Annotated in this window: 14 protein-coding genes and 2 pseudogenes; 6 read left to right on the top strand and 10 right to left on the bottom strand. The window is 61.3% G+C overall.

What is annotated here, in order from left to right; all coding sequences use genetic code 11:
* Positions 1–250: 250 nt before the first annotated feature.
* The 6 genes from VJR68_RS10760 to VJR68_RS10735 form a co-directional block, all read right to left on the bottom strand.
* A complete protein-coding gene (locus VJR68_RS10760; protein WP_414647769.1) occupies positions 251–2,086 on the bottom strand; it encodes a glycoside hydrolase family 35 protein in 1,836 nt (611 codons plus the stop codon).
* 107 nt (positions 2,087–2,193) lie between these two features.
* A complete protein-coding gene (locus tag VJR68_RS10755; RefSeq protein ID WP_414647768.1) occupies positions 2,194–4,797 on the bottom strand; it encodes a glycoside hydrolase family 3 protein in 2,604 nt (867 codons plus the stop codon).
* A gap of 288 nt (positions 4,798–5,085) precedes the next feature.
* Positions 5,086–6,135: a glycosyl hydrolase family 18 protein gene (locus VJR68_RS10750; protein ID WP_324147678.1), complete on the bottom strand. Its 1,050-nt coding sequence runs from the start codon at positions 6,133–6,135 to the stop codon at positions 5,086–5,088.
* A gap of 1 nt (position 6,136) precedes the next feature.
* The gene (locus tag VJR68_RS10745) at positions 6,137–7,741 is read right to left on the bottom strand and encodes an alpha-L-fucosidase (RefSeq protein ID WP_324147677.1); all 1,605 of its coding nucleotides are present in this window, start codon (positions 7,739–7,741) and stop codon (positions 6,137–6,139) included.
* Positions 7,742–7,966: 225 nt separating this feature from the next.
* Positions 7,967–10,597, bottom strand: a complete 2,631-nt coding sequence (locus VJR68_RS10740; RefSeq protein WP_324147676.1) for a TonB-dependent receptor — start codon at positions 10,595–10,597, stop codon at positions 7,967–7,969.
* A gap of 68 nt (positions 10,598–10,665) precedes the next feature.
* Positions 10,666–11,730 (bottom strand): glucokinase, encoded by a 1,065-nt coding sequence (locus VJR68_RS10735; protein ID WP_414647767.1) that lies wholly within the window; start codon positions 11,728–11,730, stop codon positions 10,666–10,668.
* 409 nt (positions 11,731–12,139) lie between these two features.
* On the opposite strand from VJR68_RS10735, the gene VJR68_RS10730 reads away from it, so the two are divergent.
* From VJR68_RS10730 to VJR68_RS10705, 6 genes and pseudogenes are all read left to right on the top strand, one after another.
* The gene (locus VJR68_RS10730) at positions 12,140–13,168 is read left to right on the top strand and encodes an aldo/keto reductase (protein WP_324147674.1); all 1,029 of its coding nucleotides are present in this window, start codon (positions 12,140–12,142) and stop codon (positions 13,166–13,168) included.
* Positions 13,165–13,995 (top strand): annotated as a pseudogene (locus VJR68_RS10725) (amidohydrolase family protein); the annotation flags it as partial. The gene VJR68_RS10730 and the pseudogene VJR68_RS10725, both read left to right, overlap by 4 nt.
* 101 nt (positions 13,996–14,096) lie before the next feature.
* The gene (locus tag VJR68_RS10720) at positions 14,097–14,843 is read left to right on the top strand and encodes an SDR family oxidoreductase (protein WP_324147672.1); all 747 of its coding nucleotides are present in this window, start codon (positions 14,097–14,099) and stop codon (positions 14,841–14,843) included.
* A gap of 15 nt (positions 14,844–14,858) precedes the next feature.
* Positions 14,859–15,713: a fumarylacetoacetate hydrolase family protein gene (locus tag VJR68_RS10715; protein WP_324147671.1), complete on the top strand. Its 855-nt coding sequence runs from the start codon at positions 14,859–14,861 to the stop codon at positions 15,711–15,713.
* A gap of 54 nt (positions 15,714–15,767) precedes the next feature.
* On the top strand, positions 15,768–17,087 hold the full coding sequence (locus VJR68_RS10710; protein ID WP_324147670.1) for an L-fuconate dehydratase: 1,320 nt from the start codon (positions 15,768–15,770) through the stop codon (positions 17,085–17,087).
* Positions 17,084–18,286 (top strand): alpha-hydroxy acid oxidase, encoded by a 1,203-nt coding sequence (locus tag VJR68_RS10705; protein WP_324147669.1) that lies wholly within the window; start codon positions 17,084–17,086, stop codon positions 18,284–18,286. The genes VJR68_RS10710 and VJR68_RS10705 overlap by 4 nt, the downstream gene beginning before the upstream one ends.
* Positions 18,287–18,385: 99 nt before the next feature.
* On the opposite strand, the gene VJR68_RS10700 is transcribed toward VJR68_RS10705, so the two are convergent.
* From VJR68_RS10700 to VJR68_RS10685, 4 genes and pseudogenes are all read right to left on the bottom strand, one after another.
* Positions 18,386–18,694, bottom strand: a complete 309-nt coding sequence (locus VJR68_RS10700; RefSeq protein ID WP_324147668.1) for an HAD hydrolase-like protein — start codon at positions 18,692–18,694, stop codon at positions 18,386–18,388.
* 57 nt (positions 18,695–18,751) lie between these two features.
* On the bottom strand, positions 18,752–19,390 hold the full coding sequence (locus VJR68_RS10695; protein WP_324147667.1) for an HAD hydrolase-like protein: 639 nt from the start codon (positions 19,388–19,390) through the stop codon (positions 18,752–18,754).
* A gap of 170 nt (positions 19,391–19,560) precedes the next feature.
* The gene (locus VJR68_RS10690; RefSeq protein ID WP_324147666.1) at positions 19,561–19,914 is read right to left on the bottom strand and encodes an L-rhamnose mutarotase; all 354 of its coding nucleotides are present in this window, start codon (positions 19,912–19,914) and stop codon (positions 19,561–19,563) included.
* Positions 19,914–20,558, bottom strand: a pseudogene (locus VJR68_RS10685) (glucose/galactose MFS transporter); the annotation flags it as partial. The gene VJR68_RS10690 and the pseudogene VJR68_RS10685, both read right to left, overlap by 1 nt.

The raw sequence follows: 20,558 nt of genomic DNA, 5'->3' as shown, positions 1-20,558 counted from the left end.
GCTAGCGATTCGTCGCCCCGGCGAACGCCGGGGCCCAGTGTCTTTGACGACCTGTAAGTCGCTGGATCCCGGCTTTCGCCGGGACGACGAGCTTTTTAGCCATTTCGCTTAAACAAGCAAAACTTTCCCCGGACAGCAATGAGCTTTCGCTGGAATGACGAGCAAAAGTTTCCGGCGATTGAGAAACATCAAGTTCAAAGCATTGGCCTGAGCTGGCGAGCAATGTTTCTTAGCCATTTGAAACATTCGCTCACTCAGCCGTCTTCACGTCTGGCACATACCAGATCGGCTGCATCACCCCACGCGCCACCGCCTGACTCGGCGCCCGCAAATCAAACACCACTACCGTGTTATCGCCGTGCTGCAACCACGGCGCCGGCACATAAAGCGAACGCTGCGGCCCGATATCCCAGATGCGCCCGAGGTTATGTCCATTGACCCACGCGAAGCCTTTGCCGAACGCTGCTACATCCAGAAACGTATCGGCGAGCGACGTCGTGCTGAAGTGGCCGCGATGAAAGGCCGGTTCATCAACCGGTTGTGTAGTCCAGCCATGGATCGCGTCCGGTGACGTCATCGGCAGCGGATATACCTGCCATCCGTGCAGTTCCTTGCCATCAAGCAGAACGGGATCGACCAGCCCCGCACGGCCATCCGCAAGATGCGGGCCGTAGTTGATGCGTCCGGTGTTCTCCACCAGCACGTCGAGCGTGTGCTCGCCGGCATTGACGGTGACCGGCAAACTCACCTGCTTGAGCCGGCGATCTACGGTACCGATCAGCTTGTGATCGAGGTACACCGATGCGTAGTCACGCACCTCGCCCAGATAGAGTTGTCCCTGCGCCGCGCCGCTGACTTGCGTGCGATAGAGGATGTAACCGTAGGCTTGGCCAAACTGCTCCATCGGTTGCGGTTGATCGACGGAGATCGGCGCCGGCAAGTTGTCCCACAGCGACGCCGATTCGCCCAGCGTAAATGCCGGCACATCCATGAAGGATGTCGGTGCAGGCAGTGGCGGCGGCGTGATGCCGGTAGCCTTGGTGATCACGTCGCGAAACATCGCAAATTTTGGTTTTGGCCGACCGGCTTCATCCAATGGCGCGTCGTAGTCGTAACTGGTGGTTTGCGGCGCGTAATGGTCGTTGGGATTGCTCTGGAAATTGGCGCCATTCATGAAACCGAAGGAGGTGCCGCCTTCGAACATGAAAAGGTTGACCGAATAGCCCTGGCCCAGCATCCATGCAAGTTCCTTGGCCTGCACGTTCGCATCGGTGTGCGCGTGCGGCTCGCCCCAGTGATCAAACCAGCCGGCCCAGTATTCGCCGGCCATGCGCGGTTGATCGGGACGGAATGCGGCAAGCGTCTTGAAGGCGATCTTCGCTTCGCCGGTGTTGAAATTCACCACGGCAAGCACACCGGGCAGCGTGTCGTTGCGCAGTTCCAAGGCCCCGTCGGAGGTAAACAGGATGTTGGTGCCCATGCCTGCGCGAACGACTGCCTGATGGATGTCTTCCATATAGACACGATCATCGCCATAGGAGCCGTATTCGTTTTCCACCTGCACGGCAACGATCGGGCCACCGTGTGCGGCCATCAGTGGCGAGACTTCCTTGCCCAGGCGCTGGAAATAACGCTCCACGGCTTGCAGATATTTCGGATCCTGCGTGCGCACGTGCAGATGCGGATCGGCAAACAGCCACGCCGGGAATCCCCCTGCTTCCCATTCGGCACAAACGTAAGGGCCCGGGCGCAGGATCACATCCAGCCCTTGTGCTTGCGCCATGCGCACGAACGCGGCCACGTCGTTGTCGCCGCTGAAGTCGAATTGTCCCGGCCTGGGTTCGACCAGGTTCCAGAACACGTAGGTGGTAATGGCATTCAAGCCCATCGCGCGCGCTTTCTGCAGGCGATCCTGCCAGTAGGCGCGCGGGATGCGCTGGAAATCCATCGAGCCGGAGATGATCTGGTGTGGTTTGCCGGCGCGGATGAAATGCGCGCCTTCGATGGTGATGGGTGTGTTGGCGAAGGCGGCGGTCGATGTGCCAGCCCATGCCAACATGCACGCCGTTGTCAGAGTTCGGATGATTTTCGACATGGTGATCATGCGGCTCTCGTAGGCTGGGATAACATCCCAGCTTTGATGGGGATGGCGATGCCGGGATTTGCATCCCAGCCTACGATTCGCCAGCCGGGTTATTTCGCCAATGACATGCTGCCGGTGATGGTAAAAGCTGCCATTACGCCCGCCGCATCACCCGGCTGGCCGCCACCGACAAACAGGCGGTAATGTCCAGCTTCCATCGCGCGCTGCCCCATGGCATCGACATGGCTGAGTTGCCGCGGCGCCAGCTCAAACGTCACTCGCCGGCTTTCCTTCGCACGCAGGTGCACGCGCTGGAAACCTACCAGTGTATGGCGCGGCGCCGATGCATCATCGGGCGCATCGAGGTACACCTGCACTACTTCGTCGCCATCGCGGTCGCCATCGTTGCGCACGGTGGCGCTCATCGTCAGTGTCTTGCCCGCCTCAAGCGACGTGGCCGACAACTGCGGTTGCGCATAGGCAAAGTGTGTATAGCTAAGTCCATAACCGAACGGATAAAGCGGCGTGCCGGTGAAGTAGCGATAGGTGCGCTCCTTCATCGCATAACTGACGAACGGCGGCAGATCGCGCGTGGAACGATAGAACGTCACCGGCAATCGCCCGCCCGGGTTGTAGTCGCCGGCCAGCACTTTTGCCACGGCGCGTCCGCCCTCTTCACCCGGATACCACGCCGCCACGATGGCGTTGGCATGCGCTTTCGCCCAATTCAATGCCACGCCACTGCCCGACATCAACACGACGATCAACGGCTTGCCGCTGGCTGCTGCGCGTTCGAGCAAGGCTTGTTGCGGCTGCGGCAAACCGATATCGGTGCGATCGCCGCCGTTGAAGCCGGGCACGTCGATCTTCAATTCCTCGCCTTCTACATCCGGCGACAGACCGATAAAGGCGACGACGGCATCGGCATCGCGCACGGCGGTTTCCGCCTTGGCCAGTTGCGCCTGCTCCGGCGCCAGCCACTGCAGGCGCACGCCCTGATCCTGGCCGCTGTGCACATACTCAAGACGAATCGCATGCGGATGGCTATCGGCGATATGCAGCACGGTCTGCAGATGCGCATCGTCGCCGCTGTCGTCGAGCACTTCGCGGCCATCGATAGTCAGGCGTACCGGATCGTGCTGCTTGTTGCAGTCGAAGCAGCGATCCACCTGGACGGTCAAGGTGTAATCGCCCGGGCCGGGCGGCAGCCATTGGCCGCTCCAGCGTACGGCATAACGATCGCTGTGCGGATGATCGATCGGCGTTACCTGATCCCAATCGAAGTCGATCACACGATCGGTACGCGTCAACACGGGATTGCCGCTGAAATCGATATTGTCGAAATACTCGCCGGTGAGACCGACGCTGCCACTTGCGGTTCGCAAGGCGGTTTCGGGAATTGTGATCGGCACGCCTTCCGCAATCGGCGCACCCTGCGCGTACTGAATGCGATCGGCGCCGAAGCGCTCGCGCAATCCTGCCAGCGGCGTTACCGGTGCACGCGCGGTGCCGTGATAGTTGGCTTCCAATGTCTCCAACGTGTCGGCATTGGGGCCGATCACGGCCACGCGCGTACCGGCTCGCAGCGGTAGCGTGCCATGCTCGTTCTTCAACAGCACGATCGATTCCAGCGCGGCTTGCAATGCCAGTTGCCGATGCTCAGAACTATCGACCTGATTCATGCCGATATCGGCATACGGACTCTTATCGCCGCCCCACTCGCCCAAGCGATAGCGCGCCGCAAACAATCGCGCCAGCGCGGTATCGATGACCGATTCCTGCACGTAACCCTTGTGCACTGCTTCAAGCAGATCGGCATAGGCATTGCCGCAATCCAGATCCGTGCCGGCCTGGATGGATGCGGCAGACGATTGCGCATTATCCGGCTTGAAGTAGTGGAACTTGGTCATGTCGTCGACCGCATCGCAGTCGGACACGACAAAACCCTTGAAACCCCAGTTGTGACGCAACCGTGTCGCCAGCAGATCGCCATCCGCGCACACCGGCGTGCCGTGCAGCGCGTTATAGGCGCACATGATGGAATCGGCATGGCCTTCCGTCACCGCAGCGCGAAACGCAGGAAGGTAGGTGGCTTCCAGATCGTGCGGCGAGACGTCCACGTCAAAACCGTGCCGCCCGGCCTCCGGACCACTGTGCACGACAAAATGTTTTGGTGTGGCGATGGCCCGCGGATGGTCGGGATCGTCGCCTTGAATGCCACGGATGAAATGCACGGCAAGTTGGCCAGTGAGGAACGGATCTTCGCCGTAGGTCTCCTGTCCCCTGCCCCAACGCGGATCACGGAAGATATTGATGTTCGGCGACCAGATGGTGAGTCCGTCATAGCGCGCATGATCGTGGCCGGCGCCGGTGGCGTTGAACTTGGCCCGCGCTTCGGTGGAGACCGTAGTGCCCACCTGTTGCAGCAATGGCGCATCCCAGCTGGCGGCCAGGCCGATCGCTTGCGGGAAAACGGTGGCGTAACCGTTGCGCGCGATGCCGTGAAGACCTTCGCTCCACCAGTCGTAAGCGGCGATGTTGAGGCGCGGGATGGCAGGTGCGCCGCTTTGCACTTGCGCGACTTTTTCGGGCAGCGTCATCTTGGCGACGAGTGCTGCGGCTTTGGCTTGCGGGGTTTGGTCTTGCGCGAGCGCGGCGCTGGCTGAAGTGGCAAGCATGCCGAGAAACAGGGCTCGCGGAAGGTTCATACGCATCGTTCCAGTCACTCGCATCATGGCGTCATGGCCGCGCAGGTTGGGGTGCGAACCCCAACTTGGGTTGCATCGATCGGGATGGTGGTGTTGGGGTTCGCACCCCAACCTATGTTCAGCGCTGCACCACCGGAAACTCATCCCACACTTTCGGATCTTCCGCGCCCAGCACTCAGGAGCAGAAACCCCACAGATCGTACCGCTTCATCAGCCGCCTAGGTTGGGGTGCGAACCCCAACTTGGTTGCATCGATCGGGATGGTGGTGTTGGGGTTCGCACCCCAACCTACGTTCAGCGCTGCACCACCGGCAACTCATCCCATACTTTCGGGTCTTCCGCGCCCAGCACCCAGGAGCAGAAACCTTCCAGATCGTATTGCTTCACCAAGGCATAGCGATCGCGGAAGCTGTGCGCGTCCGGCATGAATACCCATTCGCGCATGTCGTCGCGATAGAAGTAGTACCACGACTCGTGCTCCACCGGGTCCCACTGCACGACCGCCTTCTGTTCCTTCGCCAATGGAATCGACTCGTCCGCATCGATATAGGTGGCGGAGATGTTGGAAGCCTCCGTGCCATCCTCACGCACCGGATTGCCGGTGTACCAGCGATAGCCGTACAGCGCGATGCCGAGCGACAGCTTCTGCTTCGGCACCAGCGTCAAGGCGTATTTCAGCTGATCGAGCATCCATGGCATGGCGTCCACCGGCCCCGGCGTGGTCCAGCGCGTGTGCTGATCGTAGGTCATCAAGCAGATCAGATCGGCGTATTTGCCGAGCGCAGCCAGATCGTAAGCACCACGCCAGTACTGCCACATCCATTTGGAGAATTCGCCTTGTCCCGCATGCCCGGGACCATTGGGCACCACGGCAATGGACAGCGTCAGCCCATGCTTGTGCAAGGCCTCGGCCGTCTGCTTCACCAACAAGGTGTACGCGTCGCGATCGGTCCAGGAGATGCTTTCGAAGTCGAACTGGTAACCGGCGTAACCATGCTCGGCTGCCTGTTGCAGCATCGACTCGATCAGGTGCTGCTTGGCGGTTTCGTCATGCAACAGATCGTGGAAGCCCTTGCGCCCGGCCGACATCGACATGATCGGCGTCACCGGCAGGCGATGCTGCCTGGCCAGATCGAGCACAAAATTATTCGGCGCACCGTTTACCAAACCCTGCCCATCGACCTGATACCAGGTAGGCACCAGCAAGCCGATCTTGTCGATGTTCGCGGTGAAGGAATTAGTCGACTTCTGCGTGCTCATCAAATAGAACAACGCCGTCGGCTGCTTTGCATACGCAACGCTGCATGCGAGCGCAGCGGCGAGAAAACACACAAGCTTTTTCATATTACTTGGCCAGTTCGATGCGATAGACATAGGCGTAATCGCCCACCGGTTGTGCCGGCAGCGTCAGATGCAAACCATCCCCCTGCTGCTGCCACGTGATGCTTTTGCCATTGGCGAGCAAGCTGACCGCGCGCACGTGATCATCGGGCTTGATCGAATGAATGACCGTTTTGCCGCCTTCCGGCCAGCCCAGCTCGATGGCGTACAACACGCCGTCCTTGGTGGTGAAGCGGAAATCCTCTGCCGTATACGGCTTGGTCTTGGTGTCCTGGAAGGTGCCGCCGACCACTTCGGTGGGGCCTTCGCCAAACGTGCGCCATGGCGCGGTGCCGTAGATGGCATCGCCATTGGCCTTCAGCCAGCCCCCCATCGCCAGCAGGATTTTCTGCGCGTCTTCCGGAATGGTGCCGTCCGCGCGCGGGCCGATATTGAGCAGCAGGTTGCCGTTCTTGCTGACCACGTCCACCAGCAGATGGATCAACTCTTTCGGTGATTTATACGTGTCGCCCTTGATGTAGCCCCAGGAGGCATTGCTGATGGAGGTATCGGTCTGCCAATGCGCTTGCTGGATGCCGGTCAGCTGCCCACGTTCAATATCCAGCGTGCCGGCGTTTTCGGCGAAGTCACCTTGTTTGTAGTTAACCACCACACCGCCGCGCTTGGCGCCCTCGTTGTAGTAATACGACAGCATCTTCGGCAATGTGTTGCGGAAGGTGGGGTGGCCGATCCACCAGTCGAAATAAAGAACGTCCGGATGATAGGTGTCGATCAGTTCGGCTGTACGCGCCAACCAGTCGTCCAACCAGGCCTGCGAGACGTAGGTCCAGTCGTTGTAGAGGTCTTCGTCTTTCTTGGCCAAATGGGCTTCGGCCGGACCATACAGACCTGCATAGCGCGGATCGTTCACGTCGGAATCGAATTTGCGCCCGCCATCGAAGAACCAGTCATGCTCGGCGCGGTGTGACGACACACCAAAATGCATGCCTTCCGCGCGAACGGCTTTTTCCAGCTCGCCGATCACGTCGCGATGCGGCCCCATCTTGACGGCCGTCCATTCCGACAACTGCGAGTTGTACATGGCAAAGCCGTCATGATGCTCCGCCACCGGAATGACGTAGCGCGCACCGGCTTGCTTGAACAATTTGGCCCATGCCTGCGGATCGAAATGCTCCGCCTTGAACAGGGAAATGAAATCCTTGTAGCCGAATTTCGATTGCGGACCGTAGGTGGCCACGTGGTGCGCATAATCGGCCATGTTCTGCTGGTACATGTTGCGCGAGTACCACTCGCTGCCGGAAGCCGGTACGGAATACACGCCCCAGTGAATGAAGATGCCGAACTTCGCATCGTCGTACCACTGCGGTGCGCTGTATTGCTGCAGCGACACCCAGTCGGGGCGGAACGGTCCGTCGCTGTCATGTTGAGCAACGCGAGCAAGAATGGCTTTGCGTTGCGGCTCGAACTTGGCGGTGGCTTTCTGCCAGACCAGGTCGGCCTGTTCGGGAGAAAGGGTCTTGGCGGTAGGCGCCGTCGGCGACTGCTGAGCAGTGGCAATGCCTGCCGCACATGCCAAGACGACGACTAGATAGAACAAAGACCGTTTCATGCTCGACCCTCTCCCGATGCGGTGTGAATGATCCATCATGCCAGCAACACGCACGATGACAAGCGATGTAGGTTGGGGTGCGAACCCCAACATGGCGAGAGGATCGTCATGTTGGGGTTCGCACCCCAACCTACTGTCCCTATCGCAGCGACAAGGACATCAAATAAAAAAAACCGATCGCGGCAGTAAGGGGAAGAGAGCTGTCCGCGATCGGTACTGCGAAACTTACAGCTTGAAGTTCACCCCCAGCGAGAACGTGCGACCGTTCTTGTACATGCCGATCGGCGCGTACTTCACGCCGTTGTACCAGTAGTAAGTGGAATCAAGCAGGTTGGTGGCGCTGGCCGTTACGCCCATCCAGCTGTTGAGCTGATAGGCGACGGTGAAATCCAGTTCCTTGTACGCATCGGCGAATACTTGCGAATCGAGGCGGCCGATCTGGGTGAAGTAGGCCGAACGCCGGCTGTAGTTGACGCGCGCCGACCACGGGCCATGCTCGTAGTACGGGATGATGTTGATCGTGTCGCGCGACAGATACGGCATGTTGTAGCCGTTCGTGGTATTGGCATGCGCGTAGGTGAAGTTGGTCTGCACGCCGAAGCCGAGGCCCAGTTCCTGCTGGTATAGCAGCGAAATGCCGCGCACATCCGCATTGGCCGCGTTGAACGGCCGGGTGACGCTGTAGGTGGCGTTCTGGCCGGTGGTGACGTCGTACAGCACCTCGTCCTCGGTCTTGGAGATGATGTACGTGCCGATCTTGCGGTAGAAGAATTCCGACGAAAGCAGGCTGGTCGGCGCGAAGTACCACTCGGCGGAGAAGTCGAAGTTGGTCGACTGGTACGGCCGCAGATTCGGGTTGCCGCCACTGGCCGTATGCTGGCTGTCATCGATGCTGTAGCTGCCGGCAAGATCCGAATAGCGCGGACGCGCAATCACCTTGGACGCCGAGAAACGCAGCACCTTGTCGCTGGCCAGGTCGTAGATCAGGTTGAAGCTGGGCAGCGGCTTCTTGAAGCTGGAGTTGGCCGTTGCCGGCGCCCAGGTCTGGCCGCTATCGGTGCTGTTCCAGTAATCGGCGGTGTCCTTGGTGTCGACGTAGCGCAGGCCAACGTTGCCGCGCAAGCCGATGTCGCTCTTGAAGTTGAGCTGGGCGTACACGTCCTTGGTGACTTCCTGCACACCGAACGACGAACCATAGTCGATGTGATAAGCCCCCTGCGGCAACGATTTCAGGTAGTTCTGCACGTCGCCCAGATTGGCCGTCGCCCAGTTGGTGAGGTTGCCGCTGGCGCCCAGCCCATCGAACAGGCCGTTGGGTGTGCCGCCCGGGTTGAACTGCGTCAGCGAGACATAGCTGGTCGCAAAAATCGAATTGCCGTAGGCGTTGCTGTTGTTGTGATGGTCCAGATACTTGCCGCCGAGTTGCAGCGAGGTCAGCGGCCCCCAGGTCAGATCGCGCGATGCATCGAACTGCGCGTAAGCCTCGCGATCCCCGGTGCGCGAATAGTAGATGCCGCCGGCCTGCTGCCCCGACTTCAAACCCCAGTTGCTCGCACTGGCGTTGTCGTAATTGACGCTGGTGTTCACGCCGTTGTAGGCGAAGTTGTAGCCGCCCGACTGCAGCAGGTACTTCATCAGGTACTCGGGGTCCTTGCCGCCGGTGGCGCTGGTGTAGCCCACCTGGCTTTCAAAGGTCCACACATCGCCGTAATAGTCGTGTTTGAGATTGAGGCTCTTGGTGTCGACGTGGGTGACGCGGTAGTTCGCATCCAGCTCGGCGTAGGGCTGGCCGTTGCCGGTGTTGGCCGACACTGTCGCGGATGTGATGTAGCCGTTGTTCTGCGTAAGGCTGGTGATCTTGTTCAGATCGCCGCAACCCGGGCAAACGTATTCCGACTCGCTGTAGTTGTTGTACGTGCCCTTGATGTAGAGGCCGGTGAGGTTGAACTCGTTCTTGTCGTTGGGCCGCCACTCCAGCGCACCCTGCAGGCCGTTGCGCTCGCGCGTCTGCTGGAAGTACGAGCTGTTGATGCCCACAGGCAGCTTGTCGGTGGCGACATTGCCGCTGCCGCTTACGCTGGCCGTGCTGGGAATGCCGCTTCCCGTGGTGTAGCCAAAGAACTCGATACCCGCGCGCGACAGGTTTTCCTTGTCGTGCGTCACCGACACCAAGGCACCGAACGTGTCGCTGCTGTTCTTCCAGCTGTACAACAGCGATCCGCGCGGATTGCCCTGCCCCGAACGATCGTTGTAGTTGTAGCCGGCCGATCCGCGCAGCGTATTGGCGGGCAGATCCAGCGGCTTGCGCGTATGGATGATCACCGTGCCGCCGATGCTGCCTTCGTCGATGCGCGCTTCGGGCGACTTGTACACTTCCATCGTGTCGATGATTTCCGGCGACAGCAGCGTGTAGTTGAAGGTGCGTCCGCTGGTGTCGGTGGGGTTGCCGCCCCAGTCGCCGGAGGCAATCGTCTGCCCGTTGAGCAACACGCGGTTCAACGCCGGGTCGGTGCCGTTGATGCTTACTTTCTCGCCTTCGCCGAACTGGCGGTCCACCGTGATACCCGGCAGATGCGCCAGCGATTCGGCGGCGTTGGTATCCGGAAACTTGCCGATATCCACCGCGCTGATGGCATCCACGATGGCGCCGGCTTCGCGCTTGATGTTCAGCGCCTTGTCCAAACTGCCGCGATAGCTGGTGACGGTGATGGTCTCAAGCGTCCTGGTGTCTTTTTTCTGGCTCTGCTGTTGTGAAGAGGTACTGTTATTGGTGTTTTGTGCCGCGTCCTGCGCGTGAACTCCGAAACTCAACCCACAAAGAATGCTTACGGTCAAAACCGACCTGCGGAACGTCATACCTTACTCTCCCCGAGCTTAAGTACTTCTGCTAGTTGATCCAGGCTGCCGAGTGTCCCCGCGTTTGCTCAACGGCCTGGAGTGAAAACTGCATCGTTGTGGCCGATGCAGGCGTTGCGCTCGTCTCCCGTACGAACGTCGTTATGCGTATCGAAGTGCCAACCTGCTGCGCCCATCACGCCGTGATGGCTGTGGTCGATCACGCGGATCGGCACGTTTTGCAGAAACGGGCGCATCACGCCCTTGTCGAGAAAACGCTCGAGCAACGGGCTGCTGCGCAAGAAATCGGTCATCTGAAAAAGAAAACCACCGGCGAGATAAATCCCGCCGGTGGCGCCGTAGAGCATGCCTAAGTCCGCCGCGAACGAACCTAGCCAGCCACAGAACAACGTGAGCGCTTCGTGCGCGATTTCATCGCGGCCGGTGATGGCCGCGGCGGTTATCGCAGAAGGCTCATGCAAGGAGGGATAGCGATCATGGATGGCGCACAACGCGGTGTAGATGCGCAGCAAGCCCGGGCCTGACAACACCATCTCGTAGGAGACATGCGTGTCCGGCTGCGCCAGATGCGCCAGCACCTGTTGTTCCCTGCCGATGCGTACGGCCAATTGCGTATGGCCTGCTTCGGTAGCGATCACACGCGCCGGCTTGCCTGGCAACCACACCGCCGCACCGAGACCGGTGCCTGGCCCTACCACCACCATCGGCCCTGCCTGGCTATCGCGCGCTATCGGCGCTTTCAGCACTGCGGCATCGTTCGCCGCGCCATGGCCGATGGCATAGGTGAGCGCCTGCAGATCGTTGAGAAACCAGACATGGTCCAGCCGCAGCCGCTCTTTCAGCGCATGCAGCAACACCGGCCACGCAAGGTTCTTGTTGATCACCGAACCTGCATGCACATAGCCAGCGCAAGCCAGCACCAACTCACGCGGTTGCACGCCGATGTCTGCGCAGAAGCAACGAACGATGTCTTCCAGGTGCGGATGATCGGCGCATGGATAGACCCGGTAGGCGGCCATGCTTGGCAGTTCGCCCGCAGCGCGCGTCATCAAGGCGAGCCGGGCGTGGGTGCCGCCGATGTCGGCAGCGAGAAAGCTGTCATCGCAGCTATTTGCGGGGGTCGCGTGGCTCAAAACCATCCGTTCGGTGGTCGGAGGAGTCGGCCGTAGCGCGGTCGCGGCCATCTTGTTCAAGCCTCGGCAGCACGTGCTGAAACGACAAAACCGGCGCCTTTACCCAGCCTTTCTCTCGAAAATCGCATAGGACCGCCCTTCTCCCGCTTCCCCGCCTGACCACGCCTGGCGACCCCTCGCCAGTCGCGTGTTCATTAGCAAAATGGAATTTCATATATGTTTTAGATCGAGCGAAATCCAATTGCAACAACTTTTTTCGACTGGCCCGCCGGGACAGGTTGAGGCACCTGTAAATCAATTGTTTATATATACACAGATAAAGAGATGCGCGATGATGCGCGGATAAGGGGATGGCAAGGCGGGAAAACCGCCTTGCCGTGGGCGGCTCAGCGAGTCATCGTGAGGACGAATGGCGGTATCAACGACCAAGCCGGATCTGGACCAAGCCAGCACTCGGAAACATGCCTGGCTCGCTTCAGAGCTGTCGTTCGGCGGCGCGCCGGTCGGCAATCTGTACGCATCGGTGGACGATGCATCCGCCACCGCCACCATTGCGCATGCCTGGCAACGCGGCATCCGGCATTTCGATACGGCGCCCTATTACGGTTACGGTCTCAGCGAAAGCAGGCTCGGCATCGCATTGAGCGACATGCCGCGCGAGAGCTTTACCGTGTCGACCAAGGTGGGGCGCCTGATCGAAGACGATGCACAACAAACCAGCCATAGCGACGGCTTTATCGTCGACGGGCATCGCGCACGCTTCGATTACAGCCGCGACGGCGTGCTGCGTTCGTTCGAAGCAAGCCTGCAGCGTCTGCGCACCGACCACATTGACGTATTGCTGCTGCATGACATCGGCGCACTCACGCATGGCGAGCACCACGCCGCGATCCTGCGCCAGGCGCTGGAAGAAGCGCTGCCGGCCATGGCGGAACTGCGCTCGCAAGGCTTGTGCAGCGCGATCGGCATTGGCGTGAACGAAGAAGCCGTGTGCCTGGAAGTGATGCCGCGCTTTCCGCTCGACGTGATCATGCTGGCCGGTCGCTACACCTTGTTCGAGCAGCAAGACAGCCATGCCGTGATGGCGCAGGCGCAAGCGCGCCATGTCGCCGTGCTGGCGGCAGGGCCCTACAACTCCGGCTTGCTTGGCGACGCACACGGCCCCGGCAAGTTCTACAACTATGCACCGGCCGACGATGCAACCGTGGCGCGTGCACAACGCTTCTACGACGTGCTCGCCCGCACGCATACCGACGTCGGCGCGGCCGCGTTGCAGTTTCCGCTGGCGCATCCGGCGGTGGCGAGCGTGGTGTGCGGCTTGCGCTCGATCGAGGAAGTCGCCCAGGCTGCGGCACGCATCCAGGCCTCCATTCCTGCCGATGCATGGCGCGCCTTGCGCGACACTGGCTTGTTGCAGGAGAGCGTGCCGACGCCATGATCATCGTCGACGCCCATCAGCATTACTGGCAGCCTGAGCGCGGCGATTACGGCTGGCTCGCGCAGGCGCCGGCCATGCTGCAACGGGCGTTTCTGCCACGTGATCTGTGTGCGCAGCGCACGGCGGCCGGTGTGCAGTACAGCGTGCTGGTGCAAGCGGCGCCAACCGAAGCGGAAACGCATTACCTGTTCGATCTCGCGCGTGAAGATGCCGGTATCGTCGGCGTGGTCGGCTGGGTGGATATGGAAGCGAGCGACGTCGAAGCCCGCATCGACGCGCAGGTTCGCGACGGCAACGGCCTGTTGCGCGGTTTGCGCCCGATGGCCCAGGACCTTGCCGATCCGGAATGGCTGGCCAAGCCGTCGCTCGATCGCGCCTTCGATTGCATCCAGGATGCCGGCCTCAGCTTCGACGCGCTGGTGGACATGCGCCAATTCCCTGCCCTGTTGCGCCGGCTGAAGCGGCATCCGAAGTTGAATGTCGTGCTGGACCATGCCGGCAAGCCGGCGATCGATGAGGGACGTTTCGATCAGTGGACGTGCTGGATCGACGAGCTATCCCAGCATCCGCCATTGCATTGCAAACTTTCCGGCCTGCTGACACTGCTTGGCGAGCCGGTGCATGAAGATGCCATCGAGCCCTATGTCGCCGATCTCTTCGCGCACTTTGGCAGCGAACGCCTGATGTGGGGCAGCGACTGGCCGGTGTTGACCACGCGCGCTGGCTACGCGCATTGGCTGCACGTCGCCATGATCTTGACCGAACGCTATGCAAGCGGCTCGCAACGGGATGTGTTTGCCGCCAATGCGGTGCGCTTTTATGCACTGGACGTCGATCTGAAATCCCATCCGAACACCTTGAACCGTCGTCCCGGCGAAAGCTCGGGCCCAGCGACTTTGCTCGCGCATCAAAGCAAGGAGAAAAACCCATGAGCGGCCGCCTCGCAGGCAAATACGCACTCATCACCGCCGCAGGCGCCGGCATCGGCCGCTCGACGGCGCTCGCTTTTGCAAAAGAAGGCGCAAAGGTACTGGCCACGGACATCAATGCCGACGCACTGGCCAGCCTCGCCGCCGAGCATGCATCGATCACCACACGCACGCTCGATGTGACGCAGGCGGAGCAAATCCACGCACTGATCAACGAAAACGCGCCGTTCGACGTGCTGTTCAACTGCGCCGGCTACGTGCACGCAGGCACCATCCTGGATACCGATGACGTGAGTTGGCGCCGCTCGTTCGCGATCAACGTCGACAGCATGTTCCATCTTTGCAAGGCCGTGCTGCCCAGCATGCTCGAACGTGGCAAGGGCAGCATCATCAACATGTCGTCGGTGGCGTCCAGCATCAAAGGCGTACCGAATCGCTTCGCCTACACCGCGACCAAAGCCGCCGTGATCGGCCTCACCCGCTCGATCGCCGCCGACTACGTCACGCGCGGCGTGCGCTGCAATGCGATCTGCCCCGGCACAGTGAAAACGCCGTCGCTCGGCGACCGCGTGCGCGCCCTGGCCGGCGATGAAGACAGCAACTGGCGCAGCTTCGTGCAGCGTCAACCGATGGGTCGCCTGGGCGAGCCCGAAGAAATTGCTGCACTGGCGCTGTATCTCGCCTCCGACGAATCGTCCTTCACCACCGGCACCGTGCACGTCATCGACGGCGGCTGGTCCAACTGATCCAAGAGACACGCCATGAAACTCGTACGCTATGGCACCGCCGGCAAAGAAAAGCCCGGCCTTATCGACCAAGACGGCGCGCTGCGCGATCTGTCTGCCGTCATCACGGATATCGATGCGCAAGCGCTTGGCCGCGAAGGCCGCGCACGGCTTGCCGCAATCGATCCGCACAGCTTGCCGCTGGTTTCCGGCGAACACCGCTACGGCGCGCCGGTGGCGCACGTCAGCAAGTTCATCTGCGTGGGGCTCAACTACAGCGAACACGCGGCCGAAACCGGCGCACCGATTCCGGAGCAGCCGATTCTTTTCATGAAGGCCACCAGCGCCCTCAACGGCCCCAACGACGACGTGATCATTCCGCAAGGCTCGGTGAAAACCGACTGGGAAGTGGAACTGGGCGTGGTGATCGGCGAAACCGCACGCAGCGTGAGCGTGGAAAACGCGCTATCGCACGTAGCCGGCTACGTGGTGGTGAACGATCTTTCCGAGCGCGAATTCCAGCTCGAACACGGCGGCCAGTGGGTGAAAGGCAAAAGCTGCGACAGCTTCGGCCCGATCGGTCCATTCCTGGTCACCACCGACGAGGTGCCCGATCCGCAAAACCTGGGCCTCTGGTTGGAAGTGAACGGCCATCGCTACCAGAACGGCAACACGCGCACGATGATTTTCGGCGTAGCACAACTCGTGAGCTACATCAGCCGCTACATGACGCTGCTGCCTGGCGACGTGATCAGCACGGGCACGCCTTCCGGTGTCGGCCTGGGCCTGAAGCCGCCGGTTTACTTGCGTCCTGGCGACAAGATCGAGTTGGGCATCGACGGGCTCGGTACGCAACGGCAACGCGTGCTTGCGCATCCGAATGACCGATAAGCCGCGCATGACCACACCTACCCTACACTTTCTGGAAGCAAGGACAGCCACTCGATGAGCAAAATCACGGCGCTGGATACTTACGACGTTCGCTTCCCGACGTCGCGCGAACTGGACGGCTCGGATGCCATGAACCCCGATCCGGACTACTCCGCGGCGTACGTCGTCATGCGCACGGACCAGCCCGGCCTGGCCGGCTACGGCCTGGCGTTCACCATCGGCCGAGGCAACGATGTGCAGAAGGCCGCGATCGATGCGCTGGCCGATCACGTCGTGGGCCTGGATCTGCAGGACGTGATCAACGACCTCGGCGGCTTTTCGATGCGCATGGTCGGCGATTCGCAACTGCGTTGGCTGGGCCCTGAAAAGGGCGTGATGCACATGGCGATCGGCGCCGTGGTCAATGCCGCGTGGGATCTTGCTGCGCGCGTGGCCGGCAAACCGCTGTGGCGTTTCATCGCCGACATGACGCCGGAGCAGCTCGTCGCCACCATCGATTTCCGCTATCTCACCGACGCACTGACGCCGGAAGAAGCATTGACCATGCTGTACGCCGCCGCGCCCAGCAAGGCCAAGCGCATCGAGCAATTGCTGGCGGAAGGCTATCCCGCCTATACCACCTCGCCCGGCTGGCTCGGCTACTCCGACGAAAAAATGCAGCGCCTGGCGCGCGAAGCGGTGGCGGCGGGTTTCCGCACGATCAAGCTCAAGGTCGGCATGAACGTGGAGGACGACGTGCGCCGCTGCCATCTTGCGCGCGCCACCGTGGGACCGGATATTGCGATTGCCGTCGATGCGAACCAGCGTTGGAACGTGCCCGATGCGATCACGTGGCTGAGCCGTTTGAAAGACGTCGGCCTGGAATGGGTGGAAGAACCGACCAGCCCGGACGACGTCCTCGGCCATGCCGCGATCCGCCGCGCCGTGGCGCCGGTGCCGATTTCCACCGGCGAACACACGCAGAACCGCGTGATCTTCAAGCAGCTGTTCCAGGCCGGCGCGGTGGATCTGGTGCAGATCGATGCTGCGCGCGTCGGCGGCGTGAACGAGAATCTGGCGATTCTGCTATTGGCGGCCAAGTTCGGCGTACGCGTGTATCCGCATGCCGGCGGCGTCGGCCTGTGCGAACTGGTGCAGCATCTGGCGATGGCCGATTTCGTGGCGATTACCGGCAAGAAGGAAGATCGCGCCATCGAGTTCGTCGATCACCTGCACCAGCATTTCGTCGATCCAGTGGTCATCCGCAATGGGCATTACATAGCGCCTACCGCGCCGGGCTTTTCCGCGCAGATGCACACCGAGACGCTGGCGCAGTATCGTTTTCCAGATGGCCCTGTGTGGTGTGAACCGCTGGATACCGCAACCGCCCCATGACGACACCGATCACCAACGTTGCCGACCTGCGCGAACTCGCCAAGCGCCGCGTGCCGCGCGCCTTCTTCGAATACGCCGACCGCGGCTCGTACGATGAAGTCACGCTGCGCAGCAACCACGCGGCGTTCGAGCGCATCGCGTTGCGGCAACGGGTGATGAGCAATGTGGACAACCGCTCGCTGGCCACGGATATCGTCGGCCAGCCGGTGTCGATGCCGCTGGCGATTGCACCAACGGGACTCACCGGGCTGCAGCATGGCGCCGGCGAAATTCTCGGCGCGCGTGCGGCCGAAAAGGCGGGCATCCCGTTTTGCCTCAGCACCATGTCGATCTGCTCGATCGAGCAAGTGCGCGCCGCGGTGGAAAAGCCGTTCTGGTTCCAGGTGTACGTGATGCGCGACCGCGGCTTCACGCGCGACCTGATCCGGCGCGCGAAGGACGCCGGATGTTCCGCGTTGATGCTCACCGCCGATCTCACCGTGCAGGGCCAGCGTCATCGCGAGATCAAGAACGGCCTGTCGGTGCCGCCCAAGATCACTTTGCGCAACATCCTCGACATGGCCAGCAAACCGCGTTGGGCGTGGAGCATGCTGCGCGCGCCGAGTCGTTCCTTCGGCAACCTGCAAGGGCGTATCGACAACACCGACAGTCTCACCACCCTGGCGCAGTGGATCGCCAATCAGTTCGATCCCACGCTGGAATGGAAAGACCTGGAGTGGATTCGCGAACTGTGGCCCGGCAAGCTGATCATCAAGGGCATTCTCGATCCGCGTGATGCGCGCATCGCGGCTTCGCTTGGCGTTGATGCCATGGTCGTCTCCAACCATGGCGGCCGTCAGCTGGATGGTGCGCCCGCGACCATTGATGTGCTGCCATCCATCGTGCAGGCGGTTGGCGATCGCATGCAGGTGTTGTTCGATAGCGGCATCCAGAGCGGACAGGACTTGCTCAAGGCGCTGGCCTATGGCGCGCATGCCGGCTTGATCGGCAAGGCGTTTCTGTATGGCCTGGGCGCGATGGGCGAAGCCGGTGTCAGCAAGACCATCGAGCTGATCCGCAAAGAGCTGAGCGTGAGCATGGCGCTGACCGGGCAGACTGATGTGCGCCGCATTTCGGCGGACATCATCTGGCGCAAGCCTGGGGATGGTTTGTTCCCTGTGGTGAGCATCGAGGACGCTGGCGTCCCCTGCCGAACCTAGCTGCGCAAAGGTAGATGTAGGTTGGGGTGCGAACCCCAACACCGCCATGCCGAGCATCGCGCCATGTTGGGGTTCGCACCCCAACCTACAGCTGGGATTTCATCCCAGCGATGCGCCATCCAACTCAAGCATGTCCGCAGGCAGACAAAACATTTTTCCCGGCCTGGTGCGCAGCAAGGCTTCCATGGTGGTGTAACCCCAGGCCACCGCGCCGAACATCATGCCCGCTTCATTCGCTGCTTCCGCATCACGGATTTCATCGCCGACGTAGACGGCTTCCATGCTGGCTGTCCGCGTGTGCTTGAGGATGCGGCGCAGGCGAGGCGATTTACGGAACAGGCTGGTACCGCACTCGACCGTCGCAAAGCGGCCGATCAGCAACGTAGGTTGGGGTGCGAACCCCAACATGGCGCGATGCTCGGCATGGCGATGTTGGGGTTCGCACCCCAACCTACAGCAGGGATTTCATCCCAGCGAGGCGCCATCCAACTCAAGCATGTCCGCAGGCAGACAAAACATTTTTCCCGGCCTGGTGCGCAGCAAGGCTTCCATGGTGGTGTAACCCCAGGCCACCGCGCCGAACATCATGCCCGCCTCATGCGCTGCTTCCGCATCGCGGATTTCATCGCCGACGTAGATGGCTTCCGTGCTGGCCATACGTGTGTGCTTCAAGATGCGGCGCAAGCGATGCGATTTACCGAACAGGCTGGTACCGCATTCGACCGTGGCAAAGCGGCTGATCAACGCCTCTCCCAGCACGGCAGTGACGTTCTGCAGCGTATTGGAAGTGGCCAGCGCCAGCTGCATGCGCTTGTCCAGCAGCGCATGCAAGGCATCGATCACGCCGGGAAATGGATGAACATCGTGAATGCGCCGCTGCAGGATGTTGCGAAAATCCGCCATCACTGCCGGAATCTTCCACGCCGGCAGATGCAACTCGCGCATCAATTCGCGCGCGCTCATGCCGCGCAGCGTGTGTTGCTCGTGCAACTGCACCTGCCGAAATCCATGCCGCGCTGCCAGCACGTTGACGGAATCGGCAAACACCGGGTAGCTGTCGGCCAACGTGCCGTCGAAGTCGAAGATGGCGAGCTTGATGGTCATGGCCGAAGGGTACACGAGCGTAATGTCATGCAGTCATCAATGTTGCCGACATAGCCTTCGCAGCCGCGCAGGTTGGGGTGAGCGCAACGCGAACCCCAACATCCCCATATGTTTGCAGGCCACGTTGGGGTTCGGCGTTACCTCACCCCAACCTGCGGACCACGGCGCGATTACAGCGCTTTGAGCGCTTCCTGCAACGAAAAGATGCGCCCCATCGGCACCCACTTCTGCCCGGGTTCGGCCCATGGCAGGCGTTGCTGGTAGCGGTCCATCAACGCTTCCCATGCCTGCGTTTTCTCATCGCCATCCGCTTCGCGCCTGGCAGAAGGCACGTAGTCGTCCGCCATTTTCACCACCATCACCAGGCGATTGCCGGTGCGGAAGATTTCCATTTCCTCGATGCCTGCCGCACGAATGGACGTGATGATCTCCGGCCAAACCACGCCAGGACGATGCCAGCGTTCGTATTCGGCGATGGCCGCGGCATCGTCCTTGAGATCCAGGGCGTAGTAATAGCGTTGCATCAGACGGCACTCCGAACCATGCGGCGGCGCCAGGCGAACATCGCGATGATGGCGAAGCTGCATGCCGGCACGATCATTGCGTCGGACATGCTGGAGTGATCGGAGACCGCGCCCATGATCGCGGTAAGTGCGGCACCACCGATGATGGTCATCACCAGCAGGCCGGAACCGAGCTTGCGTTCGTCATCGCTGCGGCCTTCCACACCTAACGCGAAGATGGTCGGATACATCACCGACATGAAGAAGCTGCAGGCGACCAGCGCGCAGGCGCCGAGCGAACCCGGCACCGCCACCGCGAACACGGTCAGCGCCACATTCACCACCGCGAACAGGGCCAGCAAGCGCCGCGGCGCGACGTAGCGCATCAACGCTCCGCCGGCGAAGCGGCCGAGCATGAACAGCGCGAGCGACACCAGCATGTAGTTGGCAGCGGCTTTCGCGGGCGTGCCGGGCATGGTCGCCTGCACGTAGCGGATCAGGTAGCTCCACACGCCGACCTGCGCGCCCACATAGAAAAACTGCGCGGCCAGCGTGGCGAGAAAACGGCGATCGCCCAGCAGGCGTGCCAGCACACCGTGCTCGTGCGCCGCGCCGCCTTCCTCCACCGCATGCACGGCGGGAAAGCGCGTCAGCACGATCAGCAA

It is taken from the genome of Dyella sp., from assembly GCF_035277725.1.
In the GTDB taxonomy this organism is placed as follows: Bacteria; Pseudomonadota; Gammaproteobacteria; order Xanthomonadales; family Rhodanobacteraceae; genus Dyella_B.
The sequence above is the reverse complement of the archived record's forward strand: the minus strand, read 5'-3'. Positions and strand labels throughout refer to the sequence as shown.